The sequence below is a fragment of the Siphonobacter sp. SORGH_AS_0500 genome (assembly GCF_031453245.1).
Lineage (GTDB): Bacteria > Bacteroidota > Bacteroidia > Cytophagales > Spirosomataceae > Siphonobacter.
On record NZ_JAVIYT010000001.1, the window covers coordinates 677,222 to 695,830 of the forward strand.

Annotated in this window: 14 protein-coding genes; 10 read left to right on the forward strand and 4 right to left on the reverse strand. The window is 44.7% G+C overall.

Going from position 1 to position 18,609, the window contains the following annotated elements:
* Positions 1-94: 94 nt before the first annotated feature.
* The 7 genes from QE357_RS02900 (at position 95) to gldN (ending at position 8,397) form a co-directional block, all read left to right on the forward strand.
* Positions 95-1,279: a DUF4271 domain-containing protein gene (locus tag QE357_RS02900; protein WP_309705695.1), complete on the forward strand. Its 1,185-nt coding sequence runs from the start codon at positions 95-97 to the stop codon at positions 1,277-1,279.
* A gap of 119 nt (positions 1,280-1,398) precedes the next feature.
* Positions 1,399-2,184, forward strand: coding sequence for a uroporphyrinogen-III synthase (locus QE357_RS02905; protein ID WP_106636717.1), 786 nt, complete (start codon positions 1,399-1,401; stop codon positions 2,182-2,184).
* Positions 2,185-2,351: 167 nt separating this feature from the next.
* Positions 2,352-3,302 (forward strand): type IX secretion system membrane protein PorP/SprF, encoded by a 951-nt coding sequence (locus QE357_RS02910; protein ID WP_106636718.1) that lies wholly within the window; start codon positions 2,352-2,354, stop codon positions 3,300-3,302.
* A gap of 296 nt (positions 3,303-3,598) precedes the next feature.
* Positions 3,599-4,687 carry an SUMF1/EgtB/PvdO family nonheme iron enzyme gene (locus tag QE357_RS02915; RefSeq protein ID WP_106636885.1) on the forward strand — a complete coding sequence of 363 codons (1,089 nt, stop codon included), beginning with the start codon at positions 3,599-3,601 and terminating at the stop codon, positions 4,685-4,687.
* 149 nt (positions 4,688-4,836) lie between these two features.
* Positions 4,837-5,658, forward strand: a complete 822-nt coding sequence (gene gldL / locus QE357_RS02920; RefSeq protein WP_106636719.1) for a gliding motility protein GldL — start codon at positions 4,837-4,839, stop codon at positions 5,656-5,658.
* Between the two features lie 60 nt (positions 5,659-5,718).
* Positions 5,719-7,293 carry a gliding motility protein GldM gene (gldM, locus tag QE357_RS02925; protein WP_106636720.1) on the forward strand — a complete coding sequence of 525 codons (1,575 nt, stop codon included), beginning with the start codon at positions 5,719-5,721 and terminating at the stop codon, positions 7,291-7,293.
* 21 nt (positions 7,294-7,314) lie between these two features.
* On the forward strand, positions 7,315-8,397 hold the full coding sequence (gene gldN / locus QE357_RS02930) for a gliding motility protein GldN (protein ID WP_307141960.1): 1,083 nt from the start codon (positions 7,315-7,317) through the stop codon (positions 8,395-8,397).
* Between the two features lie 53 nt (positions 8,398-8,450).
* Here gldN and QE357_RS02935 read toward each other — a convergent pair whose 3' ends face one another.
* Complete coding sequence (locus tag QE357_RS02935) at positions 8,451-9,467, reverse strand: type IX secretion system membrane protein PorP/SprF (protein ID WP_106636722.1); 1,017 nt, start codon at positions 9,465-9,467, stop codon at positions 8,451-8,453.
* A 416-nt stretch (positions 9,468-9,883) separates the two neighbouring features.
* Between QE357_RS02935 and QE357_RS02940 the strand changes: the two genes are divergently transcribed.
* Positions 9,884-12,577: a TonB-dependent receptor domain-containing protein gene (locus QE357_RS02940; protein WP_309705706.1), complete on the forward strand. Its 2,694-nt coding sequence runs from the start codon at positions 9,884-9,886 to the stop codon at positions 12,575-12,577.
* A 110-nt stretch (positions 12,578-12,687) separates the two neighbouring features.
* Here QE357_RS02940 and QE357_RS02945 read toward each other — a convergent pair whose 3' ends face one another.
* Complete coding sequence (locus QE357_RS02945; protein ID WP_309705709.1) at positions 12,688-13,041, reverse strand: hypothetical protein; 354 nt, start codon at positions 13,039-13,041, stop codon at positions 12,688-12,690.
* A 546-nt stretch (positions 13,042-13,587) separates the two neighbouring features.
* On the opposite strand from QE357_RS02945, the gene QE357_RS02950 reads away from it, so the two are divergent.
* The gene (locus tag QE357_RS02950; RefSeq protein WP_309704884.1) at positions 13,588-14,094 is read left to right on the forward strand and encodes a transposase; all 507 of its coding nucleotides are present in this window, start codon (positions 13,588-13,590) and stop codon (positions 14,092-14,094) included.
* 2 nt (positions 14,095-14,096) lie between these two features.
* On the forward strand, positions 14,097-14,930 hold the full coding sequence (locus QE357_RS02955; protein WP_309704883.1) for an IS3 family transposase: 834 nt from the start codon (positions 14,097-14,099) through the stop codon (positions 14,928-14,930).
* 509 nt (positions 14,931-15,439) lie between these two features.
* Here QE357_RS02955 and uvrC read toward each other — a convergent pair.
* Positions 15,440-17,245 carry an excinuclease ABC subunit UvrC gene (uvrC, locus tag QE357_RS02960; protein WP_106636724.1) on the reverse strand — a complete coding sequence of 602 codons (1,806 nt, stop codon included), beginning with the start codon at positions 17,243-17,245 and terminating at the stop codon, positions 15,440-15,442.
* Between the two features lie 6 nt (positions 17,246-17,251).
* The gene (locus tag QE357_RS02965; RefSeq protein WP_309705712.1) at positions 17,252-18,391 is read right to left on the reverse strand and encodes a glycerate kinase; all 1,140 of its coding nucleotides are present in this window, start codon (positions 18,389-18,391) and stop codon (positions 17,252-17,254) included.
* Between the last annotated feature and the right edge of the window lie 218 nt (positions 18,392-18,609).

Genomic DNA, 18,609 nt, shown 5'->3' on the forward strand with positions numbered 1-18,609 from the left:
AGTTCTGGTTCTTTGATCTGATCATTGAATGCAGACTTACTGAGAGCGAGATTTGGTGGATTCTAATTTCACTTTTTCGACAGCACGAAAGCCTGTGGGTAGTTTTCTAACCCACAGGCTTCACTGTTTTTGGATTTTTATCCTGTTCGCCCTTGCCGGGACTTCTGCCTTCGCTCAGACAACGGGGCCAGAGGACGGTTACTTCCTTGTTCATGACTTTCGCAACGACTGGCGAGTGTATGATGAACAAGCGAAAACCTATGTCCCTTACATTCGGGAAATGCACCAGCAATACGGCTCTTACAGCGTTATTCTGGACATCGCTCAAAATCGGCATTATTACCTTTTGTATCGATCCGATCAGGAAAACTACCTGTTTATCAATGGCTCACTGCAAAAAAAATTACCCGAGAAAACCTGGACTATTTTTAAGCTGGATAGCCTCTATAAAGTCTCTCCAGATCGGCGGGTCTTGCTTACCCTTTATGGCCCACAGCCAGGTATAGATCAGAAGACCTTACAGATTGGCCATAAAATAGGGGTAGGGCAGAAGCCTATTTATGTATCCGAATCCTTCCTCCAGGCTAGACCCAGAGACGACTCCCCATTTGAAGATTTTTATGTGTTAGGAGCCTTGTTGTTGTTATTAGCCTATGCCTCTATTTACCGTAGATTCCCGAGGGATTTTATACGGTATTTAAGCATTAAGGATTTACTAACCATTCACCCCAGAGAAGGAGCTCCACTCGTAACCCGAGGGCTTCTGGAAATCGCTAACCTACTATTTTTATTACTCATCAGTTTTGTATTATCCTTTCTGTATCAGTTAATTAGATACCGAGGGATTGATTTATTTAAAACTCAGGCTCTCTTTCAGCAGGAAGAGACGATGGGGCAGTTATTCTTCTACTTTATTTTCATTGGTGTTCTGATTTTCATCGTATTTCTATTGAAATATGTGATGGTTAATGTATTAGGTCATATCTATAAATTTGATAAAATAGTTAATATACATTTCTTTAAATCAATGCAGTCCTCTGCCATCTTTTATACCGGAATTAGTGTATTAATGCTCTTCATGTTAAACACTTTTCCATCCTTAACCTTTCACTGGGACAATCTACTGCTAATACCCATCACAGGCTTTTACATAGGACGGTTAGTGTTATTGTACTTTTCCATTAATAAATTGTCTGACGCTAAAAATCTGTACTTATTTTCTTACCTTTGCATCGTTGAACTAGTTCCATTCATCATCGGCCTGAAGTTTGCCTTGTGAAAGCAAAGCAGCTCAAAAGGCGTAGTTTGATTGACACCGAAACATTTAGGTAGTTTCCAGGTTATCTATACGTTATCAGGTTTTACCATCACATCTTGTACATATTTTTTTGAATCTGAATGAGTGAAACGACGAACAAGGCGGACGAACGGCTCACGAAAGTTTCCAGCATTCTAGTGACCCAAGCTCGTCCTGCTGACGATAAATCTCCCTATTTTGATCTGGCACGGGAATACGATATCAAGATTGATTTCCGACCCTTCATTGAGGTAAATGGCGTATCGTACAAAGACTTCCGCAAGCAGAAACTAGATATTCTGGCACATACGGCTATCATTTTTACGAGCCGTAATGCAGTAGACCATTTTTTCCGGATCTGCAAAGAGGCAAAAATGGAAATGCCTCCCGAGATGAAATATTTCTGCGTAACGGAGCAAACGGCTAATTACCTGCAGAAATACATTGTCATTCGGAAGCGTAAGATTTTCGTGGGTCAGAAAACAGCTGCTGATTTGCTGGATTTGATTAAGAAACACAAAACTGAAAAATTCCTTTTCCCCTGTTCGGATAAGCGTCGTAACGACATTCCCGGTTTTATGGTCTCTAATGACATTCATTTGAGCGAAGCCGTAATGTACGAAACGGGATCAGCGGATTTGTCAGACCTGGAAAACGTATTCTACGATATCATCTGTTTCTTCAGCCCTTCTGGTATCAAGTCGTTGTTTGATAATTTCCCTGATTTCAAACAAAACAAAACCCGTATTGCTGCCCTGGGGCCTACCACGGCCAAAGCGGTAACGGAAGCTGGATTAATCCTTGATATTGAAGCTCCCATGCCTAATGCTCCCTCCATGACCGGAGCTTTAGATTTATACATCAAAAAGGCAAATGGCTTGAAATAATAATACTTTAATAGAAAGAAAACCTCTGACTCAATTCGTCGGAGGTTTTTTTTATGTTGCTGTAACAATCTGTCTGTTCTGGCGTTTGGTACTATGCCGGGGAAATCCAACAGAAATGTCGATTTACCAAAATAGTTTCATAGTTTTATGATTGTGAATGTTTCGCCATGCAAAAAACGCTATACTTCATTATAGTACTCTTCTTGGTTTCTTCTGGTGCGTTGAGGGCTCAACAGGATCCTCAGTTCAGTCAGTACATGTATAACCAATCGTTTTTTAATCCTGCGGCGGTAGGTTATGAAGGAGTAACTCGCTTTCAATTGATTCATCGTCAGCAATATATGGGTTATCAGAGCAGTTTCTCCGATGATGGAGGAGCCCCTACAACCCAGCTTTTCTCATTTCAGTTACCACTTCCAGGAATCAAGTCAGCCGTTGGCCTGAATGTATTTAATGATCAGGCTGGTCCGCAGCGAAACCAGGAAGTACAGTTGGCCTATGCATACCGCATTCCCTTGGGCGGAGAACGAACGCTGGCTTTTGGAGCTCAGGGTGGTTTATTAATTCGATCCATTGATTTTGATAAACTCAGAGCCCGCGATCCCAATGATCCTTTAATTGGTAGCGGAAAAGTTAACGAAGCCAATCCAGATGTTGCGGCAGGGGTACATTATTCAACACCAACGTATTACATCGGAGCTTCTATGATTCACCTGAACGGAGCTCGTTATTCCTTTGGTCAGGAAGGTGCCGTTAATCAGGCTCAAAAAACCTTTTTTATTAATGGAGGTTACAAGTATTATGTGAACGAAGATGTAGAATTAAATCCGGCTGCAATTTTAAAGTCAGATATAAATACGTTTTCGATTGAAGCTTCGTTGTTAGCCATGTGGCGTAATTTCGTGTGGGTAGGAGCAGGCTGGCGGCAGGGAGACGGTATTCCCGTTTTTGCCGGAGTAAACTGGAATCGATTCCGTCTGGGAGCCTCCTACGATATTATTCTGGGGGGGGTAAGTGCAAAATCGCCCGGATCTTATTCCATATTATTGAGTTATGCTTTACCAGCACCAAAGCCTAACAAAAGAATTCCCGTACGGACTCCACGTTTCCGTTTTTGAGACCAACATTAATCCAACATGAAGTTTATACTTCTTCAAGAGTAAGGACAGGCTATTTACAGGGTAGGGCATTTTGAATAAAAATCAAATTTTCTGAAAACGCCAACCCTGTTGATTAACGTAAGTTTAGCGAACGGAAGAAAGCACCAGAAATAAATTTTTTATTTTTGCCAGCTAAGTTAAATACGATATCAGCGTATTTATCGTTTTTTTGCGGCATCGTAGTCTCTGGTAAACGTAACCATTTGGTAATAATTCACAAATAGCGATTGAATAAGAAAAACAACTATATGATTATGAATGAGCGGTATATGAGTAAACGCCTCATTTGGAGTCTTTTGATTCTCTTCCCAATGTTGATCATGCAGAGTTGCGGTAAAAAAGGCAACAATGCTAGCAATGGGGGAAAAGGTGGAAAAGGCAGTCGCAAAGGAGATGTTGGTGTCTACAATGGAGAAATTGTTGCCGATGCCCGAAAAGGCTGGAAACAACCGACCCCTTATGGAATGGTATTGATTCCATCGGGTTCTTATCTGATGGGGCAGGCGGATGAAGATGTTGCTACCGCTCAGGTGAACTTTAACAAGCGGGTAACAATCAGCCAGTTTTTCATGGATGATACGGAGATTACCAATAACGAATACCGTCAGTATGTAAATGCGATGTTGACGGATTCTGTTTCGGTGCTTGGAGAAGAATATATCATGAGTAAGGTATATCCAGATACCACCGTATGGAAAAAAGACTTTACCTACCACAATGGTGACCCCATGACGGAGTATTATTACTCTAGTCCTGCATTTGACCGTTATCCGGTGGTTGGCGTAAGCTGGGATGCCGCTCGTGACTTTTGCCGCTGGCGTACCTCAGTACTGAACGATTACCGGGCTAATGAAAACCAGGCTGCCATGCCTCGGTTTGAGCTACCCACGGAATCTCAGTGGGAATGGGCTGCCCGCGGTGGTAAGGCTGGTGCCAAGTATCCTTGGGGTAACCCTTATGTAGCCAATGGCAAAGGTTGTATGTTGGCCAACTTCAAACCACAGCGTGGTAACTACGACGCGGATGGTTATGCTTATACCGCTCCTGCTAACATGTACAACCCTAATGAATATGGATTGTATAACATGGCTGGTAACGTAGCTGAATGGTGTCTGGATGCCTGGGCTGATAACGCTGCCGTAGTTACCTGGGATTTGAACTCCGATAATATCAACGATGACGAGCCTCGCAAAGTAATTCGTGGCGGTTCTTGGAAAGACGTAGCTTACTTCCTTGAAACGGGTACCCGAAGCTGGGAGTATAAAGATGCTCGTCGCTCTTACATTGGCTTCCGTTGTGTGATGCAACACCTGGGTATGTCTTCAGGAAGAGAATTCCGTTAGAATTTCATAAAAGCATCTATTTCATGGGTTCTTGAGATAGATGCTTTTCTATGCGTTTAAAACCGCTATCCCTTTACCATCTCTTAAAAAGAGCTGTTTTTTAAAGATTTAATCCAGTCCTTTTCACGTTTAAACCTTTTTATTTACTCATGGCGGCGAAACGTAGCGTCTTCTTCGACAAAATTCTTCCAGTAATTTATAGCGTTGGGGCCGCTGTTGTAATTCTGGGGGCCCTTTTTAAAATCCAACACCGTGAAGGTGCCGATACGATGCTGACCATCGGAATGGGTACTGAAGCTGTTATCTTCTTCCTGTTCGCTTTTCAGCAATTTGTTGCCCCCGACAACTCGTATCAGTGGGAAAAAGTATATCCTGAATTAGATGACAACTATAAAGGCGAATTACCTACGCGTAGTGCTGCTGCTCCCGTAGCCGTTTCTCCCAACTTGGGATTAATGTCTAAAATGGATGACATGCTGGCTAACGCGAAAGTGACGCCGGACGTATTTAATAACTTAGGTACAGGCTTACGTAGCCTGACGGATACCGTTGGTAAAATTGGTCAGTTAACCGACGCTACGGTAGCTACTAACGAATACGCGAAAAACGTGAAGATTGCTGCGGGTTCATTACAGGAAATGAACAAGTCTTACGGAACAGCTGTAACGGCTATGTCTGATATGGCTTCAGCAACCATGGATGCTAAAGAATACCGCGTGAAATTCCAGCAAATCACGCAGACAATGGGTGCTTTGAATGCAGTATATGAGCTTGAATTACAGGATACTCAGAAACACCTGAAAGCAATGAATGCTTTCTACGGTAACCTGGCTTCAGCTATGGATAATATGCAGGAAGCTTCTAAAGATGCCCAGCAATTCAAGAATGAAATGGGCCGTCTGACCAACAATTTACAGTCGCTGAATAATATTTATGGCGGTATGTTGTCGGCCATGAAAGGCGTACAATAGTCAGTGATTCTCCTACACTGATGCTCATTTTTTCTGACACTGAAAAACTAAATAAGGAATATGGCAGGTGCCAAAGAAACACCCCGGCAGCGAATGATCGGGATGATGTACCTGGTACTAACGGCAATGCTGGCTTTGCAGGTAAGTTCGGCTTTAATTGACAAATTCGTTTTGTTAAACCGAAGTCTGGAGTCCGCCAATAGTACCGCTAGTGCTACGAATCAACAATCAGTTAAGGGCATTAAGGATAAAGCAGCAGAAAGCGGAAGCCTTTATGCCGATGTGATGGCAAAAGCAGACGCGGTTCGCAAAATTTCTTCTGCCATTTATAATGATCTGGACGCCTTGAAAATGCAACTGATTGAAGCGGGCGGCGGATATGACAACCAGGGAAATTTAGTTAACCCTAAAGAAGAAGACAAAGTTGCTATCCTAATGGTAGGAACAAACGAAGATGGTAAGGCGTACGAGTTGAAAAATAAACTTAACAAGTACGTAACAGATCTTCAGGCTTATGCTGATAAAGGAACACAGTTTGGTCCTTTAGCTCTGGATGCCAAAGATGATCCTATTACCAGCAAAAGCTCTGAGCAACGGAATAAGGATTTTGCTGAGTTGAATTTCGCTCAAACCCCAGTTCCTGCGGCTTTGGCGGTATTAAGCCAGAAACAGTCTGAAGTATTACGTTACGAGAATACGGTTCTGGACCAGTTAGCTGCGAAAGTGGGTTTGAAAGAAATCAAGTTTGATAAGATTTTCCCAGTTATCTCTGCTAAGTCCAGTACGGTTGTGGCAGGTATGAAGTACGAAGCTGAAATGTACGTAGCTGCTACTTCTTCAGCCATTACTCCTCGCATGAGCTTTAACGGAGCGGCGGTACCCATGAAAGATGGTCGCGGTCAGATTCAGTTTACGGCTCAGGGCGGTGCTTATGGTCCTGATGGGTTAGCCAAGAAATCGTACACAGCTACGGTTAACTATCCTGATCCAACGGGTGCGATGAAAACCTTCACGGTTACGGGTGAATATTTTGTAGCGAAACCTTCTTACAGCATTCAATCGGCTTCATTACCTCCTCTGTATCTGGGTTGTGCAAACCGTTTGCAATTTGTAAGCCCTCAAATGGGAGCCATGTGGAATCCATCCTTTAATGCACAAGGAGCGGAAACCATTGCGGGCGGACAAGGAAAAGTTACCATTGTTCCGAACAGTCGTCAGGTAAGTCTGAACGTAGTAAACATGGGTAATACCTTAGGTACTGAAAAATTTAATGTTCGTCGTGTACCAGCTCCTCAGTTAGTTCCGTTTGGTAATGGAGCGAAGCTAGATGTTCGTAAGGGCATTGGAGCCAGCCAGTTACGTGTACTGGAAGTAAGAGCCATTGCGGATGAAGATTTTGCTGCTTCTAATCCTGAAGATGCTAAATTCCGGGTAAGTGATGTTCAAATTTCCTTAGCCCGTGGTTCGAAGCGAGTAGCTGGTCCTGTGGGTCAGGGTAACATTGCTTCTCTGGCTGCAACGGCTCAACCTGGAGATCGTTACGTGATTGAAGTAAAAGGCTATCAACGTCAGAATTTCCAGGGTAAAGTTTCGACTACAGCGATTAACGAACCTATTACTGTTCCATTAAACTAACGGCGTAAAATTCACGTTGCCATGACAAAATTGAAAGGAATTGGGGGTCTGATGCTGTCACTGGTGGTGGCAGGGGCGACCTATGCTCAAGAGCCTACCCCTATGCCAGAGCAAGCCCCTCCGGCCAATTTACAGCCTGCTCCAAATACGCAAAATCAGGTGTTAAGAGGGGGACAGGGAGCTTCGATGAATAGCCAGCGGGCTTCAATGGCGGAACGTAACCGTACCTCAGAATCTCTCCGTCCGATTGATGATGAGGACATTATGTTCAAAACAACGCTTTGGCGTCGGATGGACTTACAGGAGATTCAAAACCAGCCTTTTTTCTCAACCAACAACGAGGTAACTCGTTACCTGATTGATGGAATGAAAGCGGGTGTATTGAAAGCCTATAAAAATGATTCATTAGTTACGGAGCTGACTCCTGAACAATTCCAGGCTAACCTGAGAATGGAAGGGATCGGTGCCGGACTTTCAGACGAGGAAAAAGCAGCTGGTTTTGGCGATCCTGCTCCGGCTGGTGGTGATGATGGCTGGGGCGATGCTGCGAATAAAAAGCAACCCGCTGCTGCTAAAAAGCCTGCGGCTCCCGCTGGGGGTGTAGATGATGGCTGGGGTGGTAGTACACCTGCAAAAACCGACTCTAACGGTTTTGATCAGCCTTCTTTCGCGAATGATAACTCGGCTTATGAATACTTTCCAACGGACATCACCGTGCTGGAATTGAAAGAAGATTACGTATTTGACAAACGTCGTTCACGTCAGTACTATGACATGAAGTCCATTACGTTAATTATTCCAGCGGCTAAAACTTCTACGGGTCTGGATCGTGAAGTTGCTACGTTCCGTTATCGCGATGTAGATCAGTACTTCCGTAGCAATCCAACCAAATTCATCTGGTATAATAACCAGAATAATGCCAGACACCTGAACATGGCTGATGCATTCGACCTGAGATTATTCTCTTCTCGAATTCTGAAGCAGTCAAATTCTAAAAACGCTTACTTGTCACAGATTTATGGTGGTGAGAAAGAAGGTCTGGTGAAAGCTCAGCAACTGGAATATAAACTCATGGAGTGGGAACACAACCTGTGGGAATATTAATCAGCAGATCAAGTAAAACGAGAAAACCCGCCGATGAAGCGGGTTTTCTCGTTTTAGAACAATCGTGGACAAATGATTCGCTGACGATTATTCAGCATAATCCCGATTACTATTTCATGCGTGCCCCGAGATACATTTCGAAGATTTGACATCGTAAAGTCATACGAATAACCCAGATTGATCTGATAGTTAATGTTAACGCCAACGAGACCTACAATGGCATCTTTGTGGCGATAGGAAAGCCCGGCCCAAATCCGATCCTGATAGGAAAACTTGGCATTAACATCGTACGAAAGAGGAACGGGTCTAACCGACTTAACTAATAGGGAGGGTAGGAATGCCCAATCTTCAGTAACATCAAAGCGATAACCCGCCGTTAGAAAGTAATGATTATAGAGGGTGCCTAACCACTCATAGGCTGATTGACCTGAAGTACGATAATGGATATTTTTGAAAAGTAGCTGGCTTGCTGACAGGCCCACGTAAAAATGAGGATCATAGAGCAATACCCCAGCCGATAGATCAGGCATTAGTACACTTTGTTTCCCATATTGTAAAACGGGATCGGAAGGGTCTAGCAGATGCAGGCGATCAAAATCAATGGTATGCTGGGTAACGCCAGTGCCCAGGCCAGCAGATAATTTGATTCGATTATTCAATGGAATATGACGGGCATAACTAATAGTTAACGAAGTACGGTAAGTAGGGCCCATTTCATCGTAAAGAACCATCCCTCCAATGCCATGATGCCCAGGAGCAGCGGGTTGAGATCGAAAAACCCGGGGTCGGGGAAGTGGCCTGCCATTAGGCCCGCGAACGGCTAAGGAACTGGTTCGGTCGGCCTTATCAAGAGCTCCGTGAGCCGTAGCATAAAACGTTTTGGGAGCTCCCTCCAAACCGCTCCACTGATTACGATACCCTACTTTGGCATCAATAAAATCTTCAAGTCCACTTACGGCTGGGTTAAGCACGTAAGCATTAAGCATATACTGACTATACTGAGCCCGTTGTTGGGCCTGAGCAATTCCATTCCCCAGAAATAAGAGCAAAAACCAGTAAGAATGCTTCATATAAGGTCCTTTGAAAGAAGTAATGTACGAAAATCATTTACATTCTTTAGTTACCTGAAAAATTAGCCTGATTAATTGAGGTGGCATAGATGTATTAACTGTAAAAATACTTAGGCATTAGTCTGAAATTGAGCTTTTAAAAATGACGATGATTTCTATGAATTGGTCGCGGGACTCTTCCCTTTTGTACAATATTATTTTTATTTCATCCTTGATAATCAGGATTTAATCTCCAAAATGCCTCCTGTAGGTTGATCTATGAACTACAACCTTTCGTCGAGTTTACATCAGTAATCAGATTGTTATCAACATTTTTGGACGAATAATCCTGGCACAACTGGATTAATAAACTGAGTAAACCTCCTGATATTTTCTGTTAGAGTAACCACACCTTATCCATTTGGATACGCACAGCTATGAACCTATTTTTTAAACGAGCCATGATTAAGTATCTATTTTTTCTCTTTTCCATTCTTTCCATTGGATCGGCGTTTGCCCAGATTCCTGGAGCTTCCCAACCGGGGCAACAGCCTCAGGCCATTCCGGGAACGGCTCAGGATCAGACTCCTAAAGGTAATGCCAAGATTACGGGTTTCATCGTAGATTCGACCGTTACCAGTGCAGTGGAATTCGCCAGTGTGGCCTTATACAGCAAGGCTACTAATAAGCCTATAGACGGATCTGTAGCGGATGATAAAGGGAAATTTACCCTGAATCGCGTGGCAGACGGTACTTATAAACTGGTTTTTACTTTCATTGGGTTTAATTCAAAAACGATTGATAATGTAACTGTTGCAGGAGGTAAAGACCTCGATATGGGAGTAGTTAAGTTAACTCCTACCACAAGAACTTTACAGGAAGTAACCGTAACAGGTCAGCGGGAACTGGTCGAAGAGAAAGTGGATCGTCTGGTGTATAATGCCGAGAAAGATATTACCTCCCGGGGGAGCGATGCTACGGAAATTCTTCGGAAAGTACCGATGCTATCCGTTGACCTGGATGGTAACGTACAGTTACGGGGTAATTCAAACGTACGTGTACTTATCAACGGTAAGCCTTCGACCATCATGGCTCAGAACATTGGAGATGCCCTAAAGCAAATTCCTTCTGACCTGATTAAGACTGTTGAAGTGATTACTTCTCCTTCGGCAAAATATGATGCAGAAGGTTCGGGCGGGATCATTAACATCATTACTAAGAAAAATACTTTACAGGGTTTAACGCTCAACATTGATTCAGGTGTGGGTAACCGGGGAGCTAACTTAGGGCTGAATGGCAGTTATCGCAAAGGCAAGCTTGGAATTACCCTGAACGGCTTTGGCCGCTCGAATTATAACATAAAAGGCAAAAACGAAAATAACCAGACGGCTACGCGTAATGGCGTAGAAACGCTGACGAGTCAGACGGCCAATACATTGGATCGTAACCTGTTTGGTAATTACTCTTTAGGCCTGGATTATGATATTTCTAAAAATTCATCGTTGACTGGTAATATCCGTTTCGGTACTCGCAATGGCTGGAACACGCAGGATCTGCTGACGAATGTGTACCGGGGTGGCGTATTAGCAACGACCAACCGCCGGGAAATTGATTCAAAGGATGAATCGGGAACCCTGGATGCGAACATAGACTATACCAAAATCTTCAAGCCTCAACAAGAGCTGAGTATTTCGGGACAGTTTAGCCGTAACAACCGAACTAATAATTACATCGCTGATTCACTTAATGCCGAAGGACTGATAGGGACGCGTCAGAGAAACGACAACGATAGTTACAACCAGGAATCGACAATTCAGATCGATTACCAGATGCCTACGGGTAAAAACCAGTTGTTTGAAGTAGGAGCGAAAACAATTCTGCGTCAGGTACAGAGTAACTACGAATATTTTATCGCTCAGGGTGAAAACGGAGCCTACCGTACGGATACTAGCCGGACCAACAACCAGTTGAATTATGATCAGAACGTAGCGGCGGGTTATGCGACCTACCAATATTCAACGAACAATAAGTGGTATTTTAAAGCGGGTGCCCGGTATGAATATACCTCCATTACGGGTAATTTCAGTACAGGTTTTGACGCTCTGAATATTCCAAATTACTCCAATCTGGTTCCTAGCATCAACCTGTCTAAAACGCTTGGAAACAGTACGTTGAAATGGGGCTATAACCGTCGTCTGCAACGTCCGGGTATTCAGTCGCTGAACCCTAACCTAAATCTGGCGAACCCGCTGAACATCAGCCTGGGTAACCCTTATCTGCGACCAGAATTGACGGATAATTACGAAATGACCTGGAGTACGTCCATCAATAAAACGTATTTGAACTTTAGCGGTTTCTATCGATACACGGGTAATTCTATTACTTCTGTTCGTTCGAATGCCTCTGATATTCGGACCATCTTTGCAGGAACTGATTACGGTAATATCCTGAACACAGCCTTAACGAATGTATCAAGTGACGCGATTGTAACGACTTCAAGTAATATTGGTCGGGAAGAATCGGTGGGCCTGAACATCTTCGGAAACATTAACTTTACCTCTAAATTCTCTATTGGTGGTAGTCTGGACATGCAGTATAAAATGCTGAGTAACGGCAGTAATACCACTTTAAGTACTTCTAATTCGGGCATGGTGATTGGGGGCCGTTTCAACGTCTCACTCACGATGAAGAACAACTGGGCCATGCAAGGCTTCGGCTTTATTCGCGGTCGGGATATCGATTTGCAGGGTAGCCGAGGTGGAATGGCCTTCTATAACCTGGGGATTCGGAAAGAATTCAACGACAAAAAAGCCAGCTTAGGTTTTGGTTTCGAGAACTTCCTGAATTTCGGTGGTTTCAAGGTTCGCAGCAGCTATACCTCACCCGTATTTACCCAACAAACCCTTAATATTCGTTACAACACGGGTGTTCGGGTAACGTTTAGCTATCGCATCGGTAAAATGAGCTTCAACCAACAACCCCGTCGCAAGGGCCGTGGTGTGAACAACGACGATATCAAAGGCGGTGATGGAAATGAAGGGGGTGGAATGCCCGGTGGCCAGCCACAAGGAACCCCGCAAAACAACAGCGGTACTCCTGGAAACCGTCCAGGTGGTGGCCAACGCAATTAAGTCCAAAGACCATTTCAAGTCCAAAGAGCCTTCCTTGTGAAGGCTCTTTTGGTTTACTACAAAAAAGCCACTTCCAGGTAGAAGTGGCCTGAGTTGTGAAGTGTAATAGACTAAGCGTGGGTAAGTAAAGTACTAAGAATGATGCCCACGTGAATAAGAAAACTCGTGGCAAAAATAGGCAGTATAGTTTTCGTTGATAAAGCCGAAAGATTAGGCACTACTACGCTGAAGATAGAAATAACAGCGACGAGTAAATAACCATCTCCGAGGCCGAAATAATTAATGGTCCATAGCAAAAGAGGGGTTAGGATACAACCCTGAATGGCTACGGTTGCTCCGGCCCAAAGCCAGTGATTTTCGACTTCCTGACTATCGCAAAAAGCGATGAAACGATTCCAGAGACTGGGGGAGGTAGGGTTAAGATTAATACCCTGTGCTGTATGATTGAGTTCTGTGCGTACCATTTTGATTACCAGTTTGATAACACAAAACTACAGTAGCTCCATGAGCTTACTAATGACAAAAGTCAGTTCCAGAAATGAGATTAATAAGTCTGGAATTATGCCTTTTTTTCTAAACTAACAAAAGCCAGTTGTAGAGCGTAGCTCCATAACTAGCTTTTTCTGGAGCTATCTAAGATTTATAAGTCGAACGCTAATGTCAACTCTGGTTCGCTCTTGGGGGTATTATAAACGTACTTCTTCCGCTGTCATCTCGAACGAAGAAAGAGGCCTTCTGTGGTAGGAGACGGCTATGAAGCGGTAAGGACTCCCTCATTTTCAATTAAGTTCACAAATGAACTTCGCTATGGATGCCAGCCTTGGGGGTATAAAGGCAGGCAAGAATCTGCTTGATTGAAGGAACGAGATGGAATCTCGCTCCAGGGTCGTAATTCGTCTCTATGTTTGAAACCAAAATCCTTGATGAAGCTGCCTGCCTCACAGGTTCCCAAGTAGAGACGCGATGAAGTGGATTGCCCCCGAAAAGTTAGACATTAACTGAAAGGAGCAATGCAAAAGAAAAAGAAGTATAGTTATGCCTTTAAGAAAGCAGCGGTGGAAGCGGCCAAGTCGAGTAAAGCATCGATTCACGCCCTAGCCCGAGCTTACGGTATTCACGAGTCCATGCTACGACGATGGATCGATGGGTATGAAGCCTTTGGGCCATCGGCTCTGGCATGCGTTTCGCATCAACATCGCTATTCCGAATCGATCAAAACTGCCGCCGTTGCCGCTTTTCTGACTCAAGACTTATCTTTGCGGGAAGTTTGTTTGACTTTTTCTCTTCGCTCGACTAGTGTGCTTCGGGGTTGGATTAACAGGGCCCTGGCAAATTACCCCCAGCAGAGCGATGAGCTTAACGATTTCCCCCCTATGGCTTCATCCCAATCGAGTCGAGTGCCCGCCAGTGAATACGAGCGAGTCGTTGAGGAGAATAAACGACTGCAGGCGGAGGTGGCTTACCTAAAAAAGTTACGAGCCTTGATTCAGGCCCAGAAAAAAGGCAAAAAGCCCTGATTGTGCATGAATTAAGGCCTGATTATGATCTATCGCTGCTACTAAGGGCCGCTCAGCTCGCCCGCAGTACGTACTACTATCAACTCAAAAGCAGGGATAGGTTAGGCAAGTATGCTCCCCATAAACAGCGGCTGAGCCAGCTTTATCAGCAACATCAGGGACGCTATGGCTACCGACGCCTGACCTCTGTTCTACGGGCAGAAGGCTATACGCTCAATCATAAAACGGTGTTCAAACTCTTGGGAGAGTTGCAGCTCAGAAGCCGGATTCGCCTCAAAAAATACCGGTCCTATCGGGGAGAAAAGGCTCCCACCACTCCCAACCTACTGAATCGGGAGTTTACAGCAGAAAAGCCTTTTGCCAAGTGGGTGACCGATGTCACCGAGTTCAAAGTGGGTGCTCAAAAACTGTATTTATCCCCCATACTAGATCTTTACAATGGTGAGATTGTCAGTTATGATCTCTCGGAGCGAGCCAATTTTAAACAGGTAAGTCGGATGCTGGAAGAGGCCTTAGCTAAATTGCCTGCTCCTACGAGGCTCTTGTTACACTCGGACCAGGGCTGGCAATATCAGATGAAACCCTATCAGAGAAGACTGAAAAAGCAGGGTCTGATCCAAAGTATGTCCAGAAAGGGGAATTGTCTGGATAATGCGGTGATGGAAAATTTTTTTGGTACGCTTAAAAGTGAGTTATTTTACCTTAACAGTTATGAATGTATCCAGGCTTTAGAAAAAGACATCAGGCAGTACATTCACTATTACAATCACCAGCGAATCCGTTTGAACCTACAGGGTATGAGTCCCGTAGACTTCCGCATCAACGCTGGCTTTTAAAACAACCGTCCAACTTCTTGGGGCTAGTCCAAAGTCGCGTCTCTACCCTTTCATTGCCAAATTTTTGGGTCAAACGGCTTTTCCTACCTTACATAGTCTCCGGCAGTCGCTGGTTCTAGCGGAGCGACTGCGAAAGAATGAAAGGGACAAATCCATATACTTCAGCCTAGCCGATGCCAGCTTTTTCGCTGGCATCATTCGTCTAACATCCAATTGTTAACACCCTCCCGCAGTCGCTCAGCTCTAGTCGAGTGACGATGTAACTTGGCAGGGCTCTGGCCGAGATTAGAAAGCTTGTTTTGGGTTGATAAACGTGTTTTGTGACTAGATATGGGCTTGGATCCTATCGGCCAGAGGCCTAGAGCTAGGTGGTCACTCGGCTAGAGCCGAGCGACTGCGGGAGGGGAGAGCCAGAGGCGATGAAGTCCCGTCTCTACCCTTTCCAAACCAAACTTCGGGTTAAATCGCGTTTACCAGCTCTCTCTTTATCGTTAGGCATTAGACAAAAATCAGGCTTTCATCGTGTCGAAATGATGTTTGATTTTTTGGGCTTTATCCTTACCCATTACTTTCTCAATATCTTCAAACGACGCCTCTTTCAAAGCCTTGATGGTTTTGAAGTGTTTAAGCAGCTTGGTAGCCGTGATTTTTCCAATACCTTCAATATCTTCCAGCTCGCTTACCAGGAAAGTTTTGCTGCGACGGTCGCGGTGGTGCGTAATACCAAAACGGTGAGCTTCATCTCGCAGTCGCTGAATTAGCTTCAGACTTTCGGAGCGTTTGTCGATGTATAAAGGAATGGAATCTTCCGGGAAATAAATTTCTTCCAGCCGTTTAGCGATGCCCACAATAGGAACTTTACCATATAGTTTCAACTCCTTTAACGCTTCACAGGCCGCCGAAAGCTGTCCTTTGCCTCCATCGACAATAATTAGATCGGGGAGTGGGGCTTCTTCTTCCAGCAAACGATGGTAACGCCGTCCTACTACTTCCTTCATCGTGGCAAAGTCGTTCGGGCCCTCAACGGTTTTGGGAATAAAATGTCGGTAATCTTTCTTGGAAGGCATGCCATCCATAAAACAAACCATTGCCGAAACGGGGTTTGTGCCTTGAATATTCGAGTTATCGAAACACTCGATGTGGCGGGGAATCGTCTTGAGCTGAAGATCATTTTTCAGCGTCATCAATACCCGCATTTTGGGGTTACCCGCCGTGTCTTCGGCTACCTTACGATCATTCTTTTCTTTTCGGAAGAATAATACATTTTTCAGCGAAACATCCAGTAACTTCCGCTTATCGCCGATTTGGGGGACGGTATTGGTAATACCTTTCAGCTCAATCGTGAGTGGTAAGTTGGAAATAATCTCTTTCGATTCGGATTGATACTGCGTGCGTAACTCCCAGGCCCACATGGTAAGAATATCAGCGTCGGTTTCGTCAAGTTTTTTCTTAACTTCAACCGTTTGGGTGAGGGTAATAAAACCATTGGTTACCCGCATGAAGTTAAGAAAAGCCGTCGTTTCATCCGATACAATCGTACAGACATCGACATTCCCGATGTTTGGATTAACAACCGTACTGCGGCTCTGGAAACTCTCAATTCGATCCAGCTTTTCTTTCCACTCCTGAGCTTCCTCAAAATCAAGCCGACCGGCAGCAGAAGCCATCTGTTCCTGAAAAAACTGCTTGGGAATCTGAAGGTTGCCTTTCAGGATATGTTTAATTTGCTCAATGTTGCGGTTGTAATTTTCCTCCGTTTCCAGTCCTTCACAAGGGCCTTTGCAACGCCCGATATGGTATTCCAGACAAACCTTAAATTTTCGGTTTTCGATATTACTGGGCGTTAAGGCATAACTACAGGTACGAATGGTGTAGAGTTGTCCAAACATATCCAGCAGACTGTGCATTGCCTTCACGTTAGCGTAAGGGCCGAAAAACGTACCTAATTTTCGATCAACCCGGCGAAGGGTAATGATGCGGGGAAAACGTTCATTGGTGATGCAAATGAACGGATACATTTTATCATCCCGCAGAAGAATATTAAAGCGGGGCTGATATTGCTTAATTAGTGAGTTTTCAAGTAATAAAGCATCAAATTCCGTAGGAACAATCGTGAATTCGATCTTACGGATGTACGAAACCAGCCGTTTGGTTTTACGATCATGATCGCGGGAATTCTGGAAGTAACTACTCACCCGATTTCTCAGATCTTTTGCTTTACCGACATAAATGACGGTTCCTTCCTCATCAAAGTACCGATACACGCCCGGTTGATGAGGAATCTTGGTGAGTTCGGTTTTATAATCAAATGCCATGAATGATCAAATCAATTTTTTTCCAACACAATACAAATGAACGGCCCAGAAGCTGGCTTCCCGGAGTCGCTCGGCGGCAGTTTGCAAAGCTTCCTCCAAAGGCACGGGTGAACGGAGGATAGAGGCCGCATAACTTAGCCCCAGGGCTTTTAGTTGTGAAGGCTGGGCTGCTAGCGTTCCGCACAGGGCCAGTACGGGAATATTCCGTTGCTGGGCTGTTTCACAAATTCGTCCAATCAGCTTGCCCTGTAAACTTTGCTCGTCGAGTTTACCTTCCCCGGTTAGAATCAGGTCAGCATTAGATAACACTTCCTGAAAGCCGGTAAGTTCCATCACTAACGCTGCTCCGGGACGAATCTTTGCTCCGGCAAAAGCCATTAATCCAAAGCCTAAACCACCGGCAGCTCCCGCTCCCGGAACCTCTGCTAAAGAACTTATGCCAAGTCCTTTTTCAGCTACTTTTTGGGCCAGATTCTGCAATCCTTTGTCGAGTAATGCGACTTCTTCGGGTGAAGCTCCTTTCTGCGGACCGTACACCTGAGCTGCTCCGGTTGCCCCGAACAGCGGAGCCGTAACGTCCGAGGCAATGAGTAACTCCACTTCCGGAAGAAAGGAAGGGGGTTCGATGCGATGGATCAGGATTAATGAAGCTCCCGTAGGTTCAAGTAACTGATCTTTTTCGTCAAAAAACTGCCAGCCTAAGGCCTGAGCCATACCCATACCGCCATCGGTCGTGGCCGAGCCACCAATGCCTAGGATTACTTTACTAACTCCGGTCTGGATAGCTGCTTTCAGGAGTTCCCCCGTTCCGTAGGTACTGGTTTGAGTGGCCTGATATTCGTTCGGGTTCAGTAAAGCCAGGCCCGAAACCGTAGCCATTTCAATAAAGGCGGTTTGCCTATCGCCTGAAATACCGTAAGAGGCAGATAGATTTCGCATCAGGGGGTCATGTGCCTGAACATCGTGAAAAGTACCTTGCGTAGCCTGAACAAGCGTTTCCAGAAAGCCTTCACCACCGTCTGATAAAGGAAGGGATTGAATGATCGCCTCGGGGCATGCTTCCCGAACCCCAGCGGCCATCGCCTCGCAAGCTTGTGAAGCCGTCAGCGAACCACGAAATTTATCAGGAGCCAGAATAATCTTCATGCATTAATGGATTTAGAGGAATTTGCTCGGAACGCGGAGTTCGGAACGCGGAGTTCGAAATGCGAAGGTACAGCAGATAAGCGATTCATAGCGTCTCACACCTTGTGTATACAGGTTAAGACCCAACAAAGCCCCCAGAACGGATGCAAAGGCTTATTCATTGTTTATCTGGCTTTTTAGGCGGGGAAAGCAGCCCTTTAATTACGTTTTTTAAGCCC